Raw genomic sequence first — 15,211 nt, forward strand, 5'->3', positions numbered from 1 at the left:
AACTACAATAGCCTGACATGCAAAAGGCACGCCAAGCTATTTGTTTTACTTTTCAACCATTTACTATAAGGTCAGTAAATTGACAGTCAAGTCTTACATCAAATTATCGCTGTAGATTGTACTTGCGCATCTTCTCAACTAGAGTCGTTCGACGCATGCCTAACATGTCGGCTGCTCGCGCAACAATACCACCTTGTGCCTCAAGTGCTTGATTGATCATATTGACTTCAAGGTCCGCCAGCATCTCTTTGAGGTTAACCCCTTCAGGAGGAAGACTTTGCGGCGCATTTTCATGCTCTTGGAATATGTCACTCGACTCTAAGCTGAAGTCTTCAGAGAAGATATCTTGCAGCGCATCACGCTCTTGCTCTTCAACAGATTCAAGATTGTTGTACTCGGGCTGGAACTCCGGAATATCGCTGTAACGATATTTAGTCGGTAGATGATTCACATCGACTAAGCTGTTCGGATACAGGATGATCATTCGCTCTACAAGGTTAGCAAGTTCGCGAACGTTACCAGGCCATTCATGCTCCATCAGTGAGTTAATTGAGCGCGGTGTAAAACAGATAGGCTGAGCCCCTTCTGACTCCATGCGCGTCATTAACTCTTGCAGCAGCAATGGGATATCATCTTTGCGATCGCGCAGTGCAGGCATCTCAATCGGGAACACGTTGAGACGATAATAAAGATCTTCGCGGAAAGACTCGTCATTGATCATAGTTTCAAGATTGCGGTGCGTTGCCGCAATAACACGAACATTGACTCGGATGGTGGTGTTGCCACCGACACGTTCAAAGCAACGTTCTTGCAGTACTCGAAGCAATTTAACCTGCATCGGCATCGGCATATCGCCAATTTCATCGAGGAACAGCGTACCGCCTTCAGCAAGTTCAAAGCGCCCTTTACGCGAGGTAATCGCTCCAGTAAACGCTCCTTTTTCATGACCAAACAACTCACTTTCAAGAAGGTCAGGTGGTATCGCACCACAGTTAATTGGCACAAATGGGCCATTACGACGAGCTGAATGATAGTGAATATTACGAGCGACGACTTCTTTACCTGTGCCAGACTCGCCTAGAATTAACACATTTGCTTCTGTTCCAGAAACCTGCTCGATAAGATGGCGGACTTCTTTAATGCCGTGGCTTTGGCCAACAAGGCTACGGAACAATGTGTTTTTACGAGAAGAGGAAAGAACATTTACACCTTTACGGCCTAAGAAGTCTTTACAGTGGCGCAGCGCTTCACTTAATTGCGGGTAATTTAATGGGTACTCCAGCTCACCAACATAGTTTGTTAGCTCTTCAACTGGATAAGAATGCTTTCCGGCAATAAGTAAAGGAATATGATTAGCCTGGGATAATTTATCGCTCAGCTTGGAAGGTAATTTATTATTATTCAGAGAACCTAGAATACAACCGGCCCACACTCGAGACCAATCTAGGTCATCAAGCTGATCAGAAGTGATCGCCTCACACTGTTCTCCAACAAATTCTAAAATATTACTGAGATTGATTCGTGCTTGCGCATCATCTTCAATCACAAGTAGTTTTGCTAAACCTTGCATAGGTGAGAATGTTTGCCTTTATTTTGAAACGTTGTGGCTGGGTTAAAAATCTAAACGTCACTTGTAACTATAGTTCAGAAAACGCGTTAGACAATTTAGAAATTTCAGCAACAAAAAAAAGCCACTAGGCTAGTTAGTGGCTTCTATTCTATTTGATAAAAAAAATAAGGCAACCAAGCAATTACTTGATGTGATGTTAGCCCAAAAGCTTAATAGGCATAATATTTCAATGCATACTTATTTATGTATGAAATTTCCTAAAAACTTAGTTCAGTTTATAAACCAACATCCGCTGCTGTTAGGTTGTGATACTCAGTAGGAATCTGATCCCATGCTGACTTAATTTCACGGATAATCTCAATTACATCATCAATGGGTTGTGGGTTATTTTGATGATTTGCTTCTGTAATCTGAGTAATCATAAATTCGTACAGCTGATCAAGGTTCTGAGCGATGTCGCCACCATCATCCATTGAAAGACAGCTGCGCAAGCTGATAATGATATCTAGAGCCTTACCCAAACGCTCACCCTTGGCTGGAATGTTTCCTGCCTGCATCGCCGCTTTACCTTGAATCAAACGTTCAATAGCGCCAGCCATCAGCATTTGAACAATTTTATGCGGGGAGGCCGCACTGAGCTGGCTATCAACCGATACCTTCTTGTAAGCCTGTAGTGAACCACGCATAACAACCCTCTTTTTCTATAAAAATTTTTGATACTGCTGAACTGAGCGTTTGCCATGACGATACTTTTGTAACGCCTGTCCCAGTTCAGAAGTTTTATTCTGCATTAATTCTACAACAGTTTGGGTTCTTTTGACCGCATCATACCACTGCTGTAGTTGTGCAAGCTCTGGATGTGTTTCTATTACATCTAACAAACTTTGCAATAACTGTTCCCTTATATCGACTAGCTGAACAACTTCTTCAGCATTTATTTCTTCCGATGCAAGAGTTTCAGAAATTTTTTGATCTAATTCACACAAATTGGCAAGTTGGCCGAGAAATTCACTATCCAAGCGCATTCATCATACCTGCTAGCTGAGAGTGCATTTTGCTCGTGGCATCCTGCATTGCCGTAAATTTGGCGTGAGTGCGCTTTTCTAGATTATCCATACGGCGATCTAATGCCGCTTGATCATCTTGTAAGCGATACGTCCGCTCAGTCATGCTTTTCTCTCGATTACGTATCGAGCCAGTTACGCCAGTCAGACCTTGAATCGCGTCTTCCACTTTTTTTGCAAAACCTTGGTTCCCGCCAAAAAAATCCTCAAGCTTGTTGAAGTTATTGTTCAACTGGCGATCTAGCATGTCATAGTTGATTTCCAGAGTACCTTGACGCGTAGTAGTAATACCAAACTCGGTTAGTGTCTTTAGATCTTCTGGAGCAGGTTCTACGCTAGACGAAAACACGGCTTTCAAACGAGAGTCTGCACTACGAACAATACTGTCACCAGCCAGTGGACCTGCGGCTCCAGTTCTTGGGTCTACACCACCAAGTTCTTGAGAAGTTTGATAGAACTGGTTGTAAGCCGCAACAAATTGCTCAATATCATTACGCACGCCTTGACGGTCATACTCAATATCAATTTCTGAAGCGGGCTTGCCTACTGGGGTGCGACCTTTTAGGGTTAAATCAACGCCGTCAATGGCATCTTCAATAATATTGTTATTACTTGAAAGCTGGGCAACGCCATCTAGTAACACTTTCGCATCTTGTGCTGCCTGTACCTCTGTCATGCCTCGGTAGGTATCAAATGATTGTTGCGCTGCAACGAGATCAGCTTGAGCTTGGTCAATTCGCTCTAGGTACTCACGCTCTTCTTTCGGAAGTTTAGCCCGCTCCATCTCTTTGGCTTGTTCAGGTGTCAGCTCTCCTGTCGCGACACGTTGAGCAAGCAGCGCTTTTTCATCCGCTACTTTCTGCTCAATTCGTGCTTGCTCAGCATCGAGCTTAGCCTGTGCTTCTTTTGGAGTAACGTACGAATCGGTCAAAGTGCCCGATGCAGTATTAGACCAACCAGGGACATCAGGAGCTTTTTCTTTTGCTTTATCGTCAAGCTGAGGCTCTGGTTCCCAGTATGAGCTGAGTAAAGTACCCGACGCCGTTTCTGTCCATCCTGGAATACGGTCTTCGGGTTTCATGTATTTGTTTGCTTCTATCCCCGCCTGTGCAGCGGCCGCTGTGGCGCTTTTTGACATCTCATTGTCTGCAGTCGCATCTTTCGCAGCGTTAGGATCAGCCTGAATTGCCGCTTGCTTTGAAGTTGCAGCGATTTCATCATCGACAGCTTTTGCCGCATCGATGTTGTTTTGAGCAATTTTATCGGCAATTTTTTGCTCCTCTGGTGTCAGAGGGGCAAGCAATTCTTGAGCGGCAGCGCGGGCGCGTTCTAAGTCTTTGACTCGTTGCTCAAGAGTTTTGTATTCGAGTAGTTTAAGCGGGTCGCCAGCTTTCGCTTCAGCGCGCATTGAAATGTCATTGTCTTGCCCAGATACATTGGACGCAACAATTAAACGTGGGCCTTCCGTGTCATTGATCACCGCAGCACGAACTCCGGGATTCGCCTTACTGCCGTTGATACCGCGCACGATATCACCCAGCCTTGAGTTCTCTTGAACATCTATAGAGAACTTTTTATCTCCCATTGAAATCTGCAGCTTACCCGGGCCAAATTTTGCGTCCTCCGGCAATACATCCGACGCAATTTTGTGGCTTTGGGCAAGCTGCAACACATCGATAGCATATCGACCAGCGATAGCTTCAGTGGTTGCTGTTGCGGATACTACAGCTTCATCCGTTGATTCGACTGTTCTTGCGGCGAAAGCTTTCTCTTGACGAAAGCTCGCCATCAAGTTTTTCATCGTATCCAGCGACTCTCTGAGTCGACCATAGGCACTGATACTAGAATCAATTTGGGCCCGCTCATTGTCGATTCGTTGCTGCTTAGGTACGCGCTCCGAATCTACAATTTTGCTGACCATGGAATTGATATCCATGCCAGAATTCATGCCTATAGGGCCAAAACTCATTTACTCACCTCAAGTACGATTACACCGTCTGGTTCACAATACCCGATGAATATCGGGCGGTTTGCTCCCTTAGGCGACGTAAGATAACTAGCATTTCCTCATCGGGTATCTGACGAATAATATCACCAGTATCCGCTTCGTATATTGTTACAACATCTCGACCAGATTCTTCGTCTACACGAAATGACAAGCCTTTATTGATCGACGAGATGAAATCATTCATCTGTTGAACAATCCTTTCACGCTCTGCCCTGTTTAGCTTTTCACGCTCTTTCGAGGCTTCTATCGCTTTCTCAACAGACTGAGTCGCTTTTTCGCTCATCTCCTTAGTAGAGACCTGTTCCTTTTCCGAGGAAACTTGCTGTACATCGTATTTTGAAGCAAGTTTAGTGCCACTATCTGAGCCATAAGGCTGGATGTTCGATGTGTAGGATGGTATTTCCATAACGATCTCCCTTCCACCTTAGCAGGTTACAACATACTGTTGCACCAATAAGCTCCTATCGAACCTATCGATTAACCTAATAAGCTAAGAGCTGCCGACGGAGACTGCTTGGCTTGCGCTAGAACAGATGTACTTGCTTGCTGAAGAATCTGCGACTTAGTCATTTGCGTAGTTTCTTTCGCATAGTCAGTATCAACGATCCGGCTTCTAGACGCATTAACGTTCTCGTTAATGTTATCTAGGTTACTGATAGCATGGCCAAAACGGTTTTGGAAAGCACCCAGTTCAGCACGCTGACTGTCTACCGTTTTCAATGCACCATCGATGACAGATACCGCTAACTGAGAACCGGCGACTGTCGAAACATCGACGTCGGCTACAGTACGATCTTGTCCTGCACCAAAGCCAATTTCACCACCTAGTCCTCCGCCAATCGTGACATCTGTCGCGACTTTATTGGAAGCTGCGAAAAGTTGAAGCTTACCTTCCTCACCCACAGAAGCCTTCACATCTTCACTTTGACCATTAATGTACGTTGCAAGCTGCTCGATATCGTCGCCAGCTTTTGCATTTATGGTGAGCGTTTTTGCCTCTCCATGTACATCAGTATAGTCTAGTGTAAGGTCAGTTGTACCTGCGGAAACAGTCCAATCTGACGCTTTTCCTGCTTGAGCAATATACGCTTTACCACCCATTCCTACAGTATCAGAACGCATGCTACCCATTGAAAGCTGAACAGCCTCCCCTGAGCTCGCTCCAATTTGGAATGACTGAGTACCGAACGTGCCGTTAAGCAATTTGTTACCACCAAATGAAGTGGTTTCTGCAATACGGTTAAGCTCGTCATTCAGTGCGGTAACTTCTTCTTGAATCGCAATACGTTCCGAACGAGAGTTCGAGCCGTTAGAGGATTGCAATGATAGATCGCGCATACGCTGCAAAATGTTGGTGGTTTCGTTCATCGCACCTTCAGCGGTTTGAGCGATCGAAATACCATCATTCGCATTTTTTACAGCCATGTCTAAGCCACGGCTTTGCGCATTCAAGCGGTTTGAGATTTGTAGGCCAGCAGCATCATCACGGGCACTGTTGATTTTATAACCCGAAGATAGACGCTCCATCGATTTCTGCATGCCATCAGTCGCACCATTAAGGTAGCGCTGAGCAGTCATCGCAGACACGTTCGTGTTTACGTTAATTGCCATATTTGATCTCCTTAGGCATTAGGGCGATGTGTATCAGCGTCTCTCACCTCGCTTCAACACATCTCATTTCTCTCAATCCTTTAACGGCGAGCTAAAAAATACCTTTAGGAAAAAATTAGCGAACTTTTTTAAATTTTTCCGTATTCCGTAAGAATTGCTTTAAAGATCAAAAAGTTAACACAAACAAAAAAATCCAGCCGAGGCTGGATTTTTGTGATCAAGGTTGGGTTTATCCCAGTAGGCTCAGTGCTGAGTTTGGCGCTTGTTTCGCTTGAGCAAGTACTGAGCTTGATGCTTGAGAAAGAATTTGCGACTTAGTTAGTGCAGTCGTTTCTTTTGCAAAGTCAGTGTCTTTGATTCGGCTGTTAGATGCATTAACGTTTTCGTTGATATTATCTAAGTTGCTGATTGCGTGTGAGAATCGGTTCTGGAAAGCACCTAGCTCTGCACGGTGGCTATCAACATATTTCAATGCAGCATCAACAATTGCTACTGACTCTTGAGCACCACCTACAGTCGTTACGTCAATAGTATCAACCGTTACTGCTGTGCCTGGACCCATACTTAGCTCACCTGCTAGACCACCACCAAACGATACAGCACCTTGAACTTTGTCAGTTCCAGCGAACACTTGTAGACGACCCTCTTCATCAACAGAAGCTGTCACCTGGTCAGTTTGACCGTTGATGTAAGTTGCTAGCTCTTCAATATCATCGCCTTCTTTAGCATTGATATTGATTGTTTGCTGCTGACCTGCGTTATCAGTAAGAGTGATGGCTAGGTCGTTAGCACCAGCCTGAACAGACCAATCTTTGTCTTTACCATTCGCTGCTTGGTAAGCTGTACCGCCCATTCCAACGTTGTCAGAGCGCATGTCATTTAGCGTTAGCATTACTGCTTCACCGTTGTCAGCACCAATCTGCATAGATTTAGTTGTGAACGTGCCGTTTAATAGCTTGTTACCACCAAATGAAGTTGTTTCAGCGATACGGTTTAGCTCATCGTTTAATGCTGTTACTTCTTCTTGAATCGCAACACGCTCAGATTTAGAGTTTGAGCCGTTCGCAGATTGTAGCGATAGGTCACGTATACGTTGCAGAATGTTAGTGGTTTCGTTCATCGCACCTTCAGCAGTTTGCGCGATAGAGATACCATCGTTCGCGTTACGTACTGCAACATCAAGACCACGGCTTTGTACGTTTAAGCGGTTCGAGATTTGAAGACCCGCTGCGTCGTCTTTTGCGCTATTGATCTTGAAACCAGATGACAAACGCTCCATTGAAGTTTGTTGAGCATTAGTCGCGCTGTTTAGGTAACGCTGTGCTGTCATTGCTGATACGTTAGTGTTTACATTTACTGCCATGGTGATTTCTCCATTTGATTTTCCGATGTAACCGGCTTCCGACGTCTCGGAAAACCAAAGTCGTTTTCTCTTAAAGTTACTTTTATTAACGGCGTGAATCAGAAAACCTTGAGTACTTTTTTGAGTTTTTTTTGAAAAAAGTTCATTTCGGAGGGAAAACGTGACTAAAGGGAAAAAATTGCAAATAAAGTTATTTTTTCGCTAAAGCTTTAGATTCGACTGTCGATAACATTCTCTTTTTTGAGAATCATCCCAATAAAGTTAAGGCAAGATTAGGCTGTTGCTTTGCCTGTGCCAAGATAGAGGTGCTCACTTGCTGCAAGATCTGCTGTTTAACCATCTGTGTGGTTTCTTTGGCGTAGTCGGTATCTTTAATACGACTATTCGATGCCGACAAATTCTCATTAACATTAGAGAGATTGTTAATCGCATGATTAAAACGATTCTGCATCGCACCTAACTCGGCCCTATGACTATCAACATATTTCAGTGCTGTATCAATAACCGATACGGCTCTTTGAGCGCCACCAACCTGAGAAATATCTATATTATCAACCGCTTCATAACCACTAAGGTTCATATTAAGTTGATTTGCTAAGCTGCCAGAAAATGAAATCGTCCCAGAGGTTTTATCACCAGCCATAAAGATTTGTAACTGGCCGTCTTCATTAACAGAGGCTGATACTTTATCCGTTTGACCATTGATATAAGTCGCGAGCTCCTCAATATCATCACCAGTTTTAGCTTCAATATTGATCGTTTCTTGCTGGCCTTGAGCATTGGTGTATTGCATTACCAACTGGTTATTACCCTGCGCAACTTGCCAGTTACTGTCAGCTTTACTTGCTGCAATATAGCTAAAACCACCCATATCTAAGCTGTCGGAGCGCATGTTTTTGAGCGAGACTTGCACCGCTTCACCAGAACTTGCACCAATCTGAAAAGAAGATGAGGCAAACGAACCATTGAGCAATTTTCGACCACCAAAAGAGGTGGTTTCAGCAATTCTATTCAATTCATCGTTTAAAGCTGCCATTTCCTCTTGTAATGCAATTCGTTCCGCATGGCTGTTTGAGCCATTGGCAGATTGAAGCGAAAGGTCTCGCATCCGTTGCAGTAAGTTGGTGGTTTCATTCATCGCCCCTTCTGCAGTCTGCATAATGGAGATCCCGTCATTAGCATTGCGCATAGCGACATCTAAGCCACGCATCTGGGATTCAAGGCGATTGGAAATCTGCAGCCCGGCAGCATCATCTTTGGCGCTGTTAATACGGTACCCTGAAGAGAGTCTCTCCAGCGATTGATTCAGCATATCTGTGGCATTGGTCAAGTGACGCTGCGCAGTCATAGCTGATACATTGGTATTAACAGTAATGGTCATAAAGTGATGTAATCCTTCTTCGGGTTACTCTCTTTATCGGCAAAAATAGGGTTTCTTTAATGAAAAAATGCAAAAAACCGAACTCTAAGGTTCGGTTTTAAATCTTTGAAGTAGCGAGTGTTGTATCAGTTTACTTAAGCTTTAAGCCCGATAACATTTCACTAGAAGGGGCAAAGAAGTAAGCGCCCGTTACCGCTTTAGTAAAACGAAGCAGTTGGTCTGTCTTACCGTCCGTCACGCCATACATACTTTCGAGCATCGCTTTAAAGTTATGTAGAGTATTACAGTAAGCAATGAACAACAGGCCATGTTCACCAGACACGCTACCGTAAGGCAGGCTATGGCGTACAATTTTCAGGCCCTTACCCTCTTCTTTAATATCTACGCGCCCTACGTGCGAGGCTGCTGGAACGTCATCAAGTTCAATAGAATCTGGCTTAGTACGACCAATCACTTTTTCTTGCGCTGAAACATTCAAGCGGTTCCAAGAAGGTAAGTTGTGGATGAAACGTTGCACCATCACATAACTGCCACCAGCAAATTCACCTTGTGGAATAATGGCCACTTCTTCACGCTGAGCGTCTTTCGGGTTTTCTGTACCATCAACAAAGTCCGTCATATCACGCGAATCTAAATAGCGGTAGCCGTATGTTTCATCAATGACAGCTACATCTTCTGACACTTGCGCAAAGAATTTACGCAATAAGTAAAAATGCAGGTCATGACGGTTCGAGTGGCAGTGAATCAACACATCAACATCAGAACTAGGTGCAACCACGTCGCCTTCACCGAGTTGTGGGAAGTCGATAAGCTCTGCTGGCACAGCCATATCAAGCTTGCTCCAAAATGCCTTAGTAAACGCAATAGACAGCGTTAGCTCGGCACCAGGTTGCTGCGTATTGAGTTCTTCAACTAACGTCGGTAGAGCTTGCAGCTGCTCCAACACTTTAGTTTCGTTTTGATTGACCTTAAGCAAGGTGTATTGCGCGAAAGGACCTGCTTCAGGAAGAATTGCACTTTGAGGGTATGACATTTTTAATTCCTCACTCGATTTTTTTGCTCAGTGTATTTTATTTATTACTTTAGTTTTTGATGACGATCATCACAGGGGAAGTTTACTGTGTCGGAACTTTCTTAAAGCTATCTCTGACACTACGACTCTTAGCGAAGTAAATAATCAACCATAATAGCAACAACATCACAGCGCCATTGGTCCAGCTAAATGCACCATGGACTAGATAGACATGATACAGAGTTTGAGATAGCTGAGCGGCTGCGGTCACAAGCGTAATCCCTCTGCCGTATTCCACTAAGTGATTTATCCATGCTCGCTCTGGGCTGCGCAGACTCACCATCCACATTAGTAGAATACTCGGAATTCCCATCGCTAGCCCGAGATAAAGCATATTATGGTCTGGGTAAACTATCGCAAGAATTTTACTGCCACTCTCGCGACTGGCACCGGCGACCACAAACACGACCCAAGCTTTGGCTAAGAACAGCCACGCTAACCAAACCAGTTTCGGTGCTCTTAAAAAGCCATGTTTATCATATTGTTCTAACGCGTAACGCACTGCTATGTCACTGCTTGAATTCAATTAGACTCCACTCTATACCAATTGGCATATTTTTCTATCAGTTATTGCATATTAGAGTGATAGATAATAGCGAATAGCCACGGCGAGGTTATTGCTGATGCTTGGTTCGGACTCGTTTTAGGGAAACGATAAAAAACAGTAGCAGAAGGAAAGCAGGCGCTAACCAAAGTAGAGCATTGCTAGCGCTAAAGGTAGGCTTATAGAGAACAAATTCACCATATCTAGCTGTCATAAAATCAATCACTTGCTGTTCGCTTTGGCCTTGATTGATTTTACTAAACACAATCAAGCGTAAGTCTTTCGCAATCGGCGAGTTGGACTCGACTAGATTTTGATTCTGACACTGTGGGCAACGTAATGATTTTGCCAGTTCAATCGCAACCTTTTGTTTGTGTGGCGAATCAAATTGAAACAGCTCGACTTGAACGTTTTGCTCTGTCGTAGCCGCTGCAAAGATATCTTGATTTGCACTCGCAAGACTTAGTGGCGCTACTATCGAAAGCAATAACAACAGGTATTGCACAAAAGCCGACCTTAAGCTCATGAGTTCTCCCCACCAGCAAAGAAGTCAGCAAAATGCTTGTCCCATACTTTTTGATTCAACACGCCAAGATGTTTATAAACAATCGCCCCACTTTGATCGACGAGGTAAGTTTCTGGCGTTCCCACCACTCCGAGATCTAGAGAGAGAATACCTTTAGGGTCGAACATGACTCCACTGTATGGGTTGCCAAGCTGGCCAAGATAGTTCACAGCACCTGAGCGTTGATCACGGTAATTTAATCCAATGATAGGAATACCGAGTTTTGCAAGCTGATTAAGGTAAGCATGTTCTTTACGACATACGCCACACCATGATGCCCATACATTCACTAGCTGATATTCATGGCGGAATAGCTGCGTGCTTTGCACTTGTTCCTGCTTAATAAGCAGCGCTATTGATTGTGTTGGAAACTGCCTAACCACGGGCTGGGAGGCGGGACCAAACTGCTGGGTGTTCAGCCCTGCGATAAGAAAGGCAATAAAACCCATTAAAACCACGCTAAAGAGGGTAATTTTATGCTTGCTTGATAAAGCCATGAGCCACTTCCTTTCGTCGACGAGAGAGAAAAGGTAACACAGCACCGAGCATAGCGACTAGCGCCCCGCCCCAAATCCAACTGATATACGCCTTATATTGGATCTTGACCGCATAAGAATCAGCATCAACTTTACTACCTAGCGTCACATAGTAGTCACCATGCCAAAATGGCCGGATTGCAGGTTCACTCATATTCATCACTCGAACGGGATAATGACGACGCTCTGGTATCAGGGTAAAGCTTCGCTGTTCGGAGGAGAACTTCAATTCCGCCTGTTCAGCGCTATAGTTAGGGCCAATAACCCAATGAGTATCAAGGTACTCGACTTGCCACTCACCAAATTCCAAAGTGCTACCTGCAGCCATTTTATGGTTCACTTCGAAAGAATGCTCTGCATTCATCACTGCGCCAATACTGCTCATCGCCAGACCAATGTGAGCAAGCACCATAAAGGTAAGCTTTTGCTGCTTCACCACCAATAACAAGTGACTGATTATCACCCAAGCCCCCAGCCCCCAGACCACAGAGACTGCTAGCGAGAACCACATATCTTGCAACCAATACATCACCGTGCCGATGAGCATAGACGTGATAAATAACAAGACGATCTGCTGTTTGGAATAGTGACTGCCTTTATGCCACTTAAGTAATGGAACCAACCCCATACCAATGAGAGCAAGCAGAACTAAAGGTAAGAACAAGGTATTAAAATAGGGAGCACCAACCGATACCGAGCCTAACCCTACAAGTTCATACACCATAGGGTAGAAAGTACCGAGAAAAACAGTAAACGTCGCCACCGCAAGCATGCCGACAGAAGCGATGGCAAGATAACTGCGGCCAAAGAGCGATTGAACGTGTTGACTCTTGATGGCCTCGCCTCGCTCAAACAGCAAGGCAAATGAACCAATCAAGGTCACAGCAAGAATGGCTAATAAAGCCAGACCTTTACCGGGATCCACCGCAAAAGCGTGTACTGATGTCAGTACGCCAGAGCGCACGATAAAAGTGCCTAGAATACTCAGGCTAAAAGTTATCAATGCCAGTGCCAATGCCGTTCTTCGCTGCTGTTGATAGCATTTAGCTGCGAGTAAAGCGTGCAATAGTGCGGTTCCTGTTAACCACGGCAGAAGTGACGCATTTTCAACAGGGTCCCAGAACCACCAGCCTCCCCAGCCCAGTTCATTATAAGCCCACCAAGATCCGACCAAGATACCTAAGGTCAAAAATGCCCATGCGGATATTGCCCAAGGAGTTGCTAGCTTTACCCAATCATCGACGAATCTTTCCTGCATTAGTGCAGCGAGGGCAAACGCCAACACGGTAGAAAACCCGATATAGCCCAGATAGAGCAGCGGTGGATGGAAGATCAATCCGATATCTTGCAGCATTGGATTGAGATCTCGACCTTGCTCTAACCAAACTTCAGCATAAGAAAATGGATTAGAAGCGATCAGGGTGAACCAGCCAAACGCGGCGATAAACAACTGCATCACCCACAGCACATCATCGAGGTATTTTTTGCAAGTCTGTTGGACAAAAGAGATGCAGGCCGACCAAATAGCTAAAGTGAACACCCAAAATAGCATCGACCCTTCGTGTCCTCCCCACACCGCGGCAATTTTGAAGAAATCAGGCAGCGCTGTGTTCGAGTGAGAGGCAACATAGTGGAACTGGAACTGATCACTAACAAATAGGTAACCAAGAAAGACAAGGCTTAACGACGCAACCACGCCATTAAGCCTTGCTAACAATGATAAAGAGAGAGCGGCACTTTGCTGTTGCCATTTGTTCCATGCATAAGCCGCCGAGATAAGCGAACTTGAAACCGCAACCCAGACTAATGCAAAGTGTCCTAGCTCTCCGACCATACTTACACTACCGTCATCTGGCCTGCGTAGAGGATAAAGGTTCGTAGCATAAGCACACCGACCAAGCTTAAGGCGGTCACCATAAAGATATACCCACCATTGTGGCGTGTCTCTTTTGGCGCAACTGCATTAAGCGTCAAAGGTAAAAGCATGCCGATTAACACCACCCCAAACCAGAACCAGTTCGACCAAAAACCACCACCGATCGCATTCCAAGCAGCGACTTCATTCTGACCGCCACTGAAGATAAGCCCGGTAAAGAAGGTGACTAACACAAACAGTTCAAACAGCACCACTGGTCGTTCAAAACTATGCACCCAAGAAACACTTGGACTTGTCGCTGATTCTTTGAAAACCAATATGCCAAACATCAAACAAGCAGCCGCTCCAGATGAAAGACTGGAGAACAAGAACAGAATCGGCAACACTGGATTGTTCAACATTGGGTATGTTTTTAATGCTGAAAGCAGGAAGCCAGTATAAGCAGCAAGTACAACCGCAAGGAAACCTAAAAAGAGTTCAATTGCATTGTTGTATTTACCCGATTTAATTAAGAATCCATCGACAAAATCGAGCAATTTACTAGGCAATTTACCTTCAGCGAAACCGATGATTTGATGACGGAACAAAATACCAATCCAGATAAACAAGACGATCATGTAGACCTGGAATAGGATAACCCCCATTGACATCACAGAGTTCATATTGAAGTAAATCATGATCTTCCAGAACTCCAAAGGTTTGGTCAGGTGGAAAATCAAGATCGTTAGACCCGAGATGATGCCAAATGGCGCTAGCCATGCCATTGCCTTCAAGATGCCGTTGTTCGCCGGATCCCCTTCAATCACTTTGCGCCTTAGATAAAGCGCAATCATTACCGCCCCTGCAGACATACCCGCTAAGAACAGGTAAACCGCAATAATCCAATCCCACACCAGAGAGTCAAAGTGGAATGCACTTTCAAAACCAGTCATGATTAAACCTCCCCTTTCTGATGAGGCACTTTGTACAATTTAGGCTTAGTGCCTAAGTGTGCCTTGTCTCGATAAACGACTTCGCTGTTTAACACTTGGTTAATTTCGCTGTTTGGATCGTTAAGGTCACCAAATATCAGTGCCTTAGTTGGGCAAGACTCAACACAAGCAGGTAATTTGCCCTGGGCAAGGTTGGTATCGCGGCAGAAGTTACATTTATCAGCCGAGTGATCTTCAGGGTTAAAGAAACGCACTTGATACGGACAAGCAGCTAAACAGTAGCCACAGCCAACGCATTTCTCTTTATGGACATCAACAATACCTGTTTTCTCATCTTTGTACGCCGCACCTGTTGGGCAGACATAGACACACGGAGGATTTTCACAATGCTGACAAGATTTGCGGGTAAAACGGTAATCAACATTCGGGAATTCGCCCTGTGGTTCGCTGCGTATAATTTCGAGGCGTGATACCCCTTCAGGAACCTTATTCACATCACGACATGCATCCGTACAAGCGGTACAACCGATACAGGCGGTTTCATCATGAACCATCCCGTAGAGTTTGTTGCCATCTTGTTCAACATTAGCGAGTGTTTTTCGACTACTGATAACAGCGGTTCCCGCCACACCCGTAGTGAAGATAACCGCGCCTGCGCCAGTTAAGAAGTTTCGTCTTGAGCAACTCAT

General features: G+C 44.8%; 15 protein-coding genes. All 15 read right to left on the reverse strand.

The genetic code is table 11. The features are described 5' to 3' along the window. Positions 1–103: 103 nt before the first annotated feature. The 15 genes from AC5O63_RS18145 to nrfC all read right to left on the reverse strand — a co-directional run bounded on the left by AC5O63_RS18145 (position 104) and on the right by nrfC (position 15,211). A complete protein-coding gene (locus AC5O63_RS18145; RefSeq protein WP_004744455.1) occupies positions 104–1,570 on the reverse strand; it encodes a sigma-54 dependent transcriptional regulator in 1,467 nt (488 codons plus the stop codon). Between the two features lie 275 nt (positions 1,571–1,845). Then, positions 1,846–2,256: a flagellar export chaperone FliS gene (gene fliS / locus AC5O63_RS18150; protein ID WP_038202550.1), complete on the reverse strand. Its 411-nt coding sequence runs from the start codon at positions 2,254–2,256 to the stop codon at positions 1,846–1,848. Positions 2,257–2,271: 15 nt separating this feature from the next. After that, the gene (locus AC5O63_RS18155; protein WP_494505830.1) at positions 2,272–2,595 is read right to left on the reverse strand and encodes a flagellar protein FliT; all 324 of its coding nucleotides are present in this window, start codon (positions 2,593–2,595) and stop codon (positions 2,272–2,274) included. Further along, positions 2,582–4,603 (reverse strand): flagellar filament capping protein FliD, encoded by a 2,022-nt coding sequence (gene fliD, locus AC5O63_RS18160; protein ID WP_494505831.1) that lies wholly within the window; start codon positions 4,601–4,603, stop codon positions 2,582–2,584. Before fliD ends, AC5O63_RS18155 begins: the two co-directional genes overlap by 14 nt. A gap of 19 nt (positions 4,604–4,622) precedes the next feature. After that, on the reverse strand, positions 4,623–5,048 hold the full coding sequence (flaG, locus tag AC5O63_RS18165) for a flagellar protein FlaG (protein WP_272786631.1): 426 nt from the start codon (positions 5,046–5,048) through the stop codon (positions 4,623–4,625). A 71-nt stretch (positions 5,049–5,119) separates the two neighbouring features. Beyond that, a complete protein-coding gene (locus AC5O63_RS18170) occupies positions 5,120–6,253 on the reverse strand; it encodes a flagellin (protein WP_004744450.1) in 1,134 nt (377 codons plus the stop codon). Between the two features lie 229 nt (positions 6,254–6,482). Beyond that, positions 6,483–7,616, reverse strand: a complete 1,134-nt coding sequence (locus tag AC5O63_RS18175) for a flagellin (RefSeq protein ID WP_272786630.1) — start codon at positions 7,614–7,616, stop codon at positions 6,483–6,485. A gap of 247 nt (positions 7,617–7,863) precedes the next feature. Continuing rightward, positions 7,864–8,997 (reverse strand): flagellin, encoded by a 1,134-nt coding sequence (locus AC5O63_RS18180; protein ID WP_272786629.1) that lies wholly within the window; start codon positions 8,995–8,997, stop codon positions 7,864–7,866. 130 nt (positions 8,998–9,127) lie between these two features. Next, positions 9,128–10,030, reverse strand: coding sequence for a Dyp-type peroxidase (locus AC5O63_RS18185; RefSeq protein ID WP_004744447.1), 903 nt, complete (start codon positions 10,028–10,030; stop codon positions 9,128–9,130). An 82-nt stretch (positions 10,031–10,112) separates the two neighbouring features. Then, positions 10,113–10,571, reverse strand: a complete 459-nt coding sequence (locus AC5O63_RS18190; protein ID WP_494505885.1) for a DUF2919 domain-containing protein — start codon at positions 10,569–10,571, stop codon at positions 10,113–10,115. Between the two features lie 112 nt (positions 10,572–10,683). Continuing rightward, the gene (nrfF, locus tag AC5O63_RS18195; RefSeq protein ID WP_494505832.1) at positions 10,684–11,139 is read right to left on the reverse strand and encodes a heme lyase NrfEFG subunit NrfF; all 456 of its coding nucleotides are present in this window, start codon (positions 11,137–11,139) and stop codon (positions 10,684–10,686) included. Next, positions 11,136–11,675, reverse strand: coding sequence for a DsbE family thiol:disulfide interchange protein (locus AC5O63_RS18200; RefSeq protein WP_494505833.1), 540 nt, complete (start codon positions 11,673–11,675; stop codon positions 11,136–11,138). Before AC5O63_RS18200 ends, nrfF begins: the two co-directional genes overlap by 4 nt. Further along, positions 11,653–13,548, reverse strand: a complete 1,896-nt coding sequence (locus tag AC5O63_RS18205; RefSeq protein ID WP_494505834.1) for a heme lyase CcmF/NrfE family subunit — start codon at positions 13,546–13,548, stop codon at positions 11,653–11,655. Before AC5O63_RS18205 ends, AC5O63_RS18200 begins: the two co-directional genes overlap by 23 nt. A 2-nt stretch (positions 13,549–13,550) precedes the next feature. Further along, positions 13,551–14,522, reverse strand: coding sequence for a cytochrome c nitrite reductase subunit NrfD (gene nrfD / locus AC5O63_RS18210; protein ID WP_494505835.1), 972 nt, complete (start codon positions 14,520–14,522; stop codon positions 13,551–13,553). 2 nt (positions 14,523–14,524) lie between these two features. Next, entirely contained in the window at positions 14,525–15,211 is a 687-nt protein-coding gene (gene nrfC, locus AC5O63_RS18215; protein WP_069665771.1) for a cytochrome c nitrite reductase Fe-S protein, read from the reverse strand.

It is taken from the genome of Vibrio sp. SCP2 (assembly GCF_059295395.1).

Coding starts and splice junctions, on each gene's coding strand:
- AC5O63_RS18145 (WP_004744455.1), bottom strand. CDS start 1,570: ATGCAAGGTTTAGCAAAACTACTTGTGATTGAAGATGATGCGCAAGCA.
- fliS (WP_038202550.1), bottom strand. CDS start 2,256: ATGCGTGGTTCACTACAGGCTTACAAGAAGGTATCGGTTGATAGCCAG.
- AC5O63_RS18155 (WP_494505830.1), bottom strand. CDS start 2,595: ATGCGCTTGGATAGTGAATTTCTCGGCCAACTTGCCAATTTGTGTGAA.
- fliD (WP_494505831.1), bottom strand. CDS start 4,603: ATGAGTTTTGGCCCTATAGGCATGAATTCTGGCATGGATATCAATTCC.
- flaG (WP_272786631.1), bottom strand. CDS start 5,048: ATGGAAATACCATCCTACACATCGAACATCCAGCCTTATGGCTCAGAT.
- AC5O63_RS18170 (WP_004744450.1), bottom strand. CDS start 6,253: ATGGCAATTAACGTAAACACGAACGTGTCTGCGATGACTGCTCAGCGC.
- AC5O63_RS18175 (WP_272786630.1), bottom strand. CDS start 7,616: ATGGCAGTAAATGTAAACACTAACGTATCAGCAATGACAGCACAGCGT.
- AC5O63_RS18180 (WP_272786629.1), bottom strand. CDS start 8,997: ATGACCATTACTGTTAATACCAATGTATCAGCTATGACTGCGCAGCGT.
- AC5O63_RS18185 (WP_004744447.1), bottom strand. CDS start 10,030: ATGTCATACCCTCAAAGTGCAATTCTTCCTGAAGCAGGTCCTTTCGCG.
- nrfF (WP_494505832.1), bottom strand. CDS start 11,139: ATGAGCTTAAGGTCGGCTTTTGTGCAATACCTGTTGTTATTGCTTTCG.
- AC5O63_RS18200 (WP_494505833.1), bottom strand. CDS start 11,675: ATGGCTTTATCAAGCAAGCATAAAATTACCCTCTTTAGCGTGGTTTTA.
- AC5O63_RS18205 (WP_494505834.1), bottom strand. CDS start 13,548: ATGGTCGGAGAGCTAGGACACTTTGCATTAGTCTGGGTTGCGGTTTCA.
- nrfD (WP_494505835.1), bottom strand. CDS start 14,522: ATGACTGGTTTTGAAAGTGCATTCCACTTTGACTCTCTGGTGTGGGAT.
- nrfC (WP_069665771.1), bottom strand. CDS start 15,211: ATGAGTTGCTCAAGACGAAACTTCTTAACTGGCGCAGGCGCGGTTATC.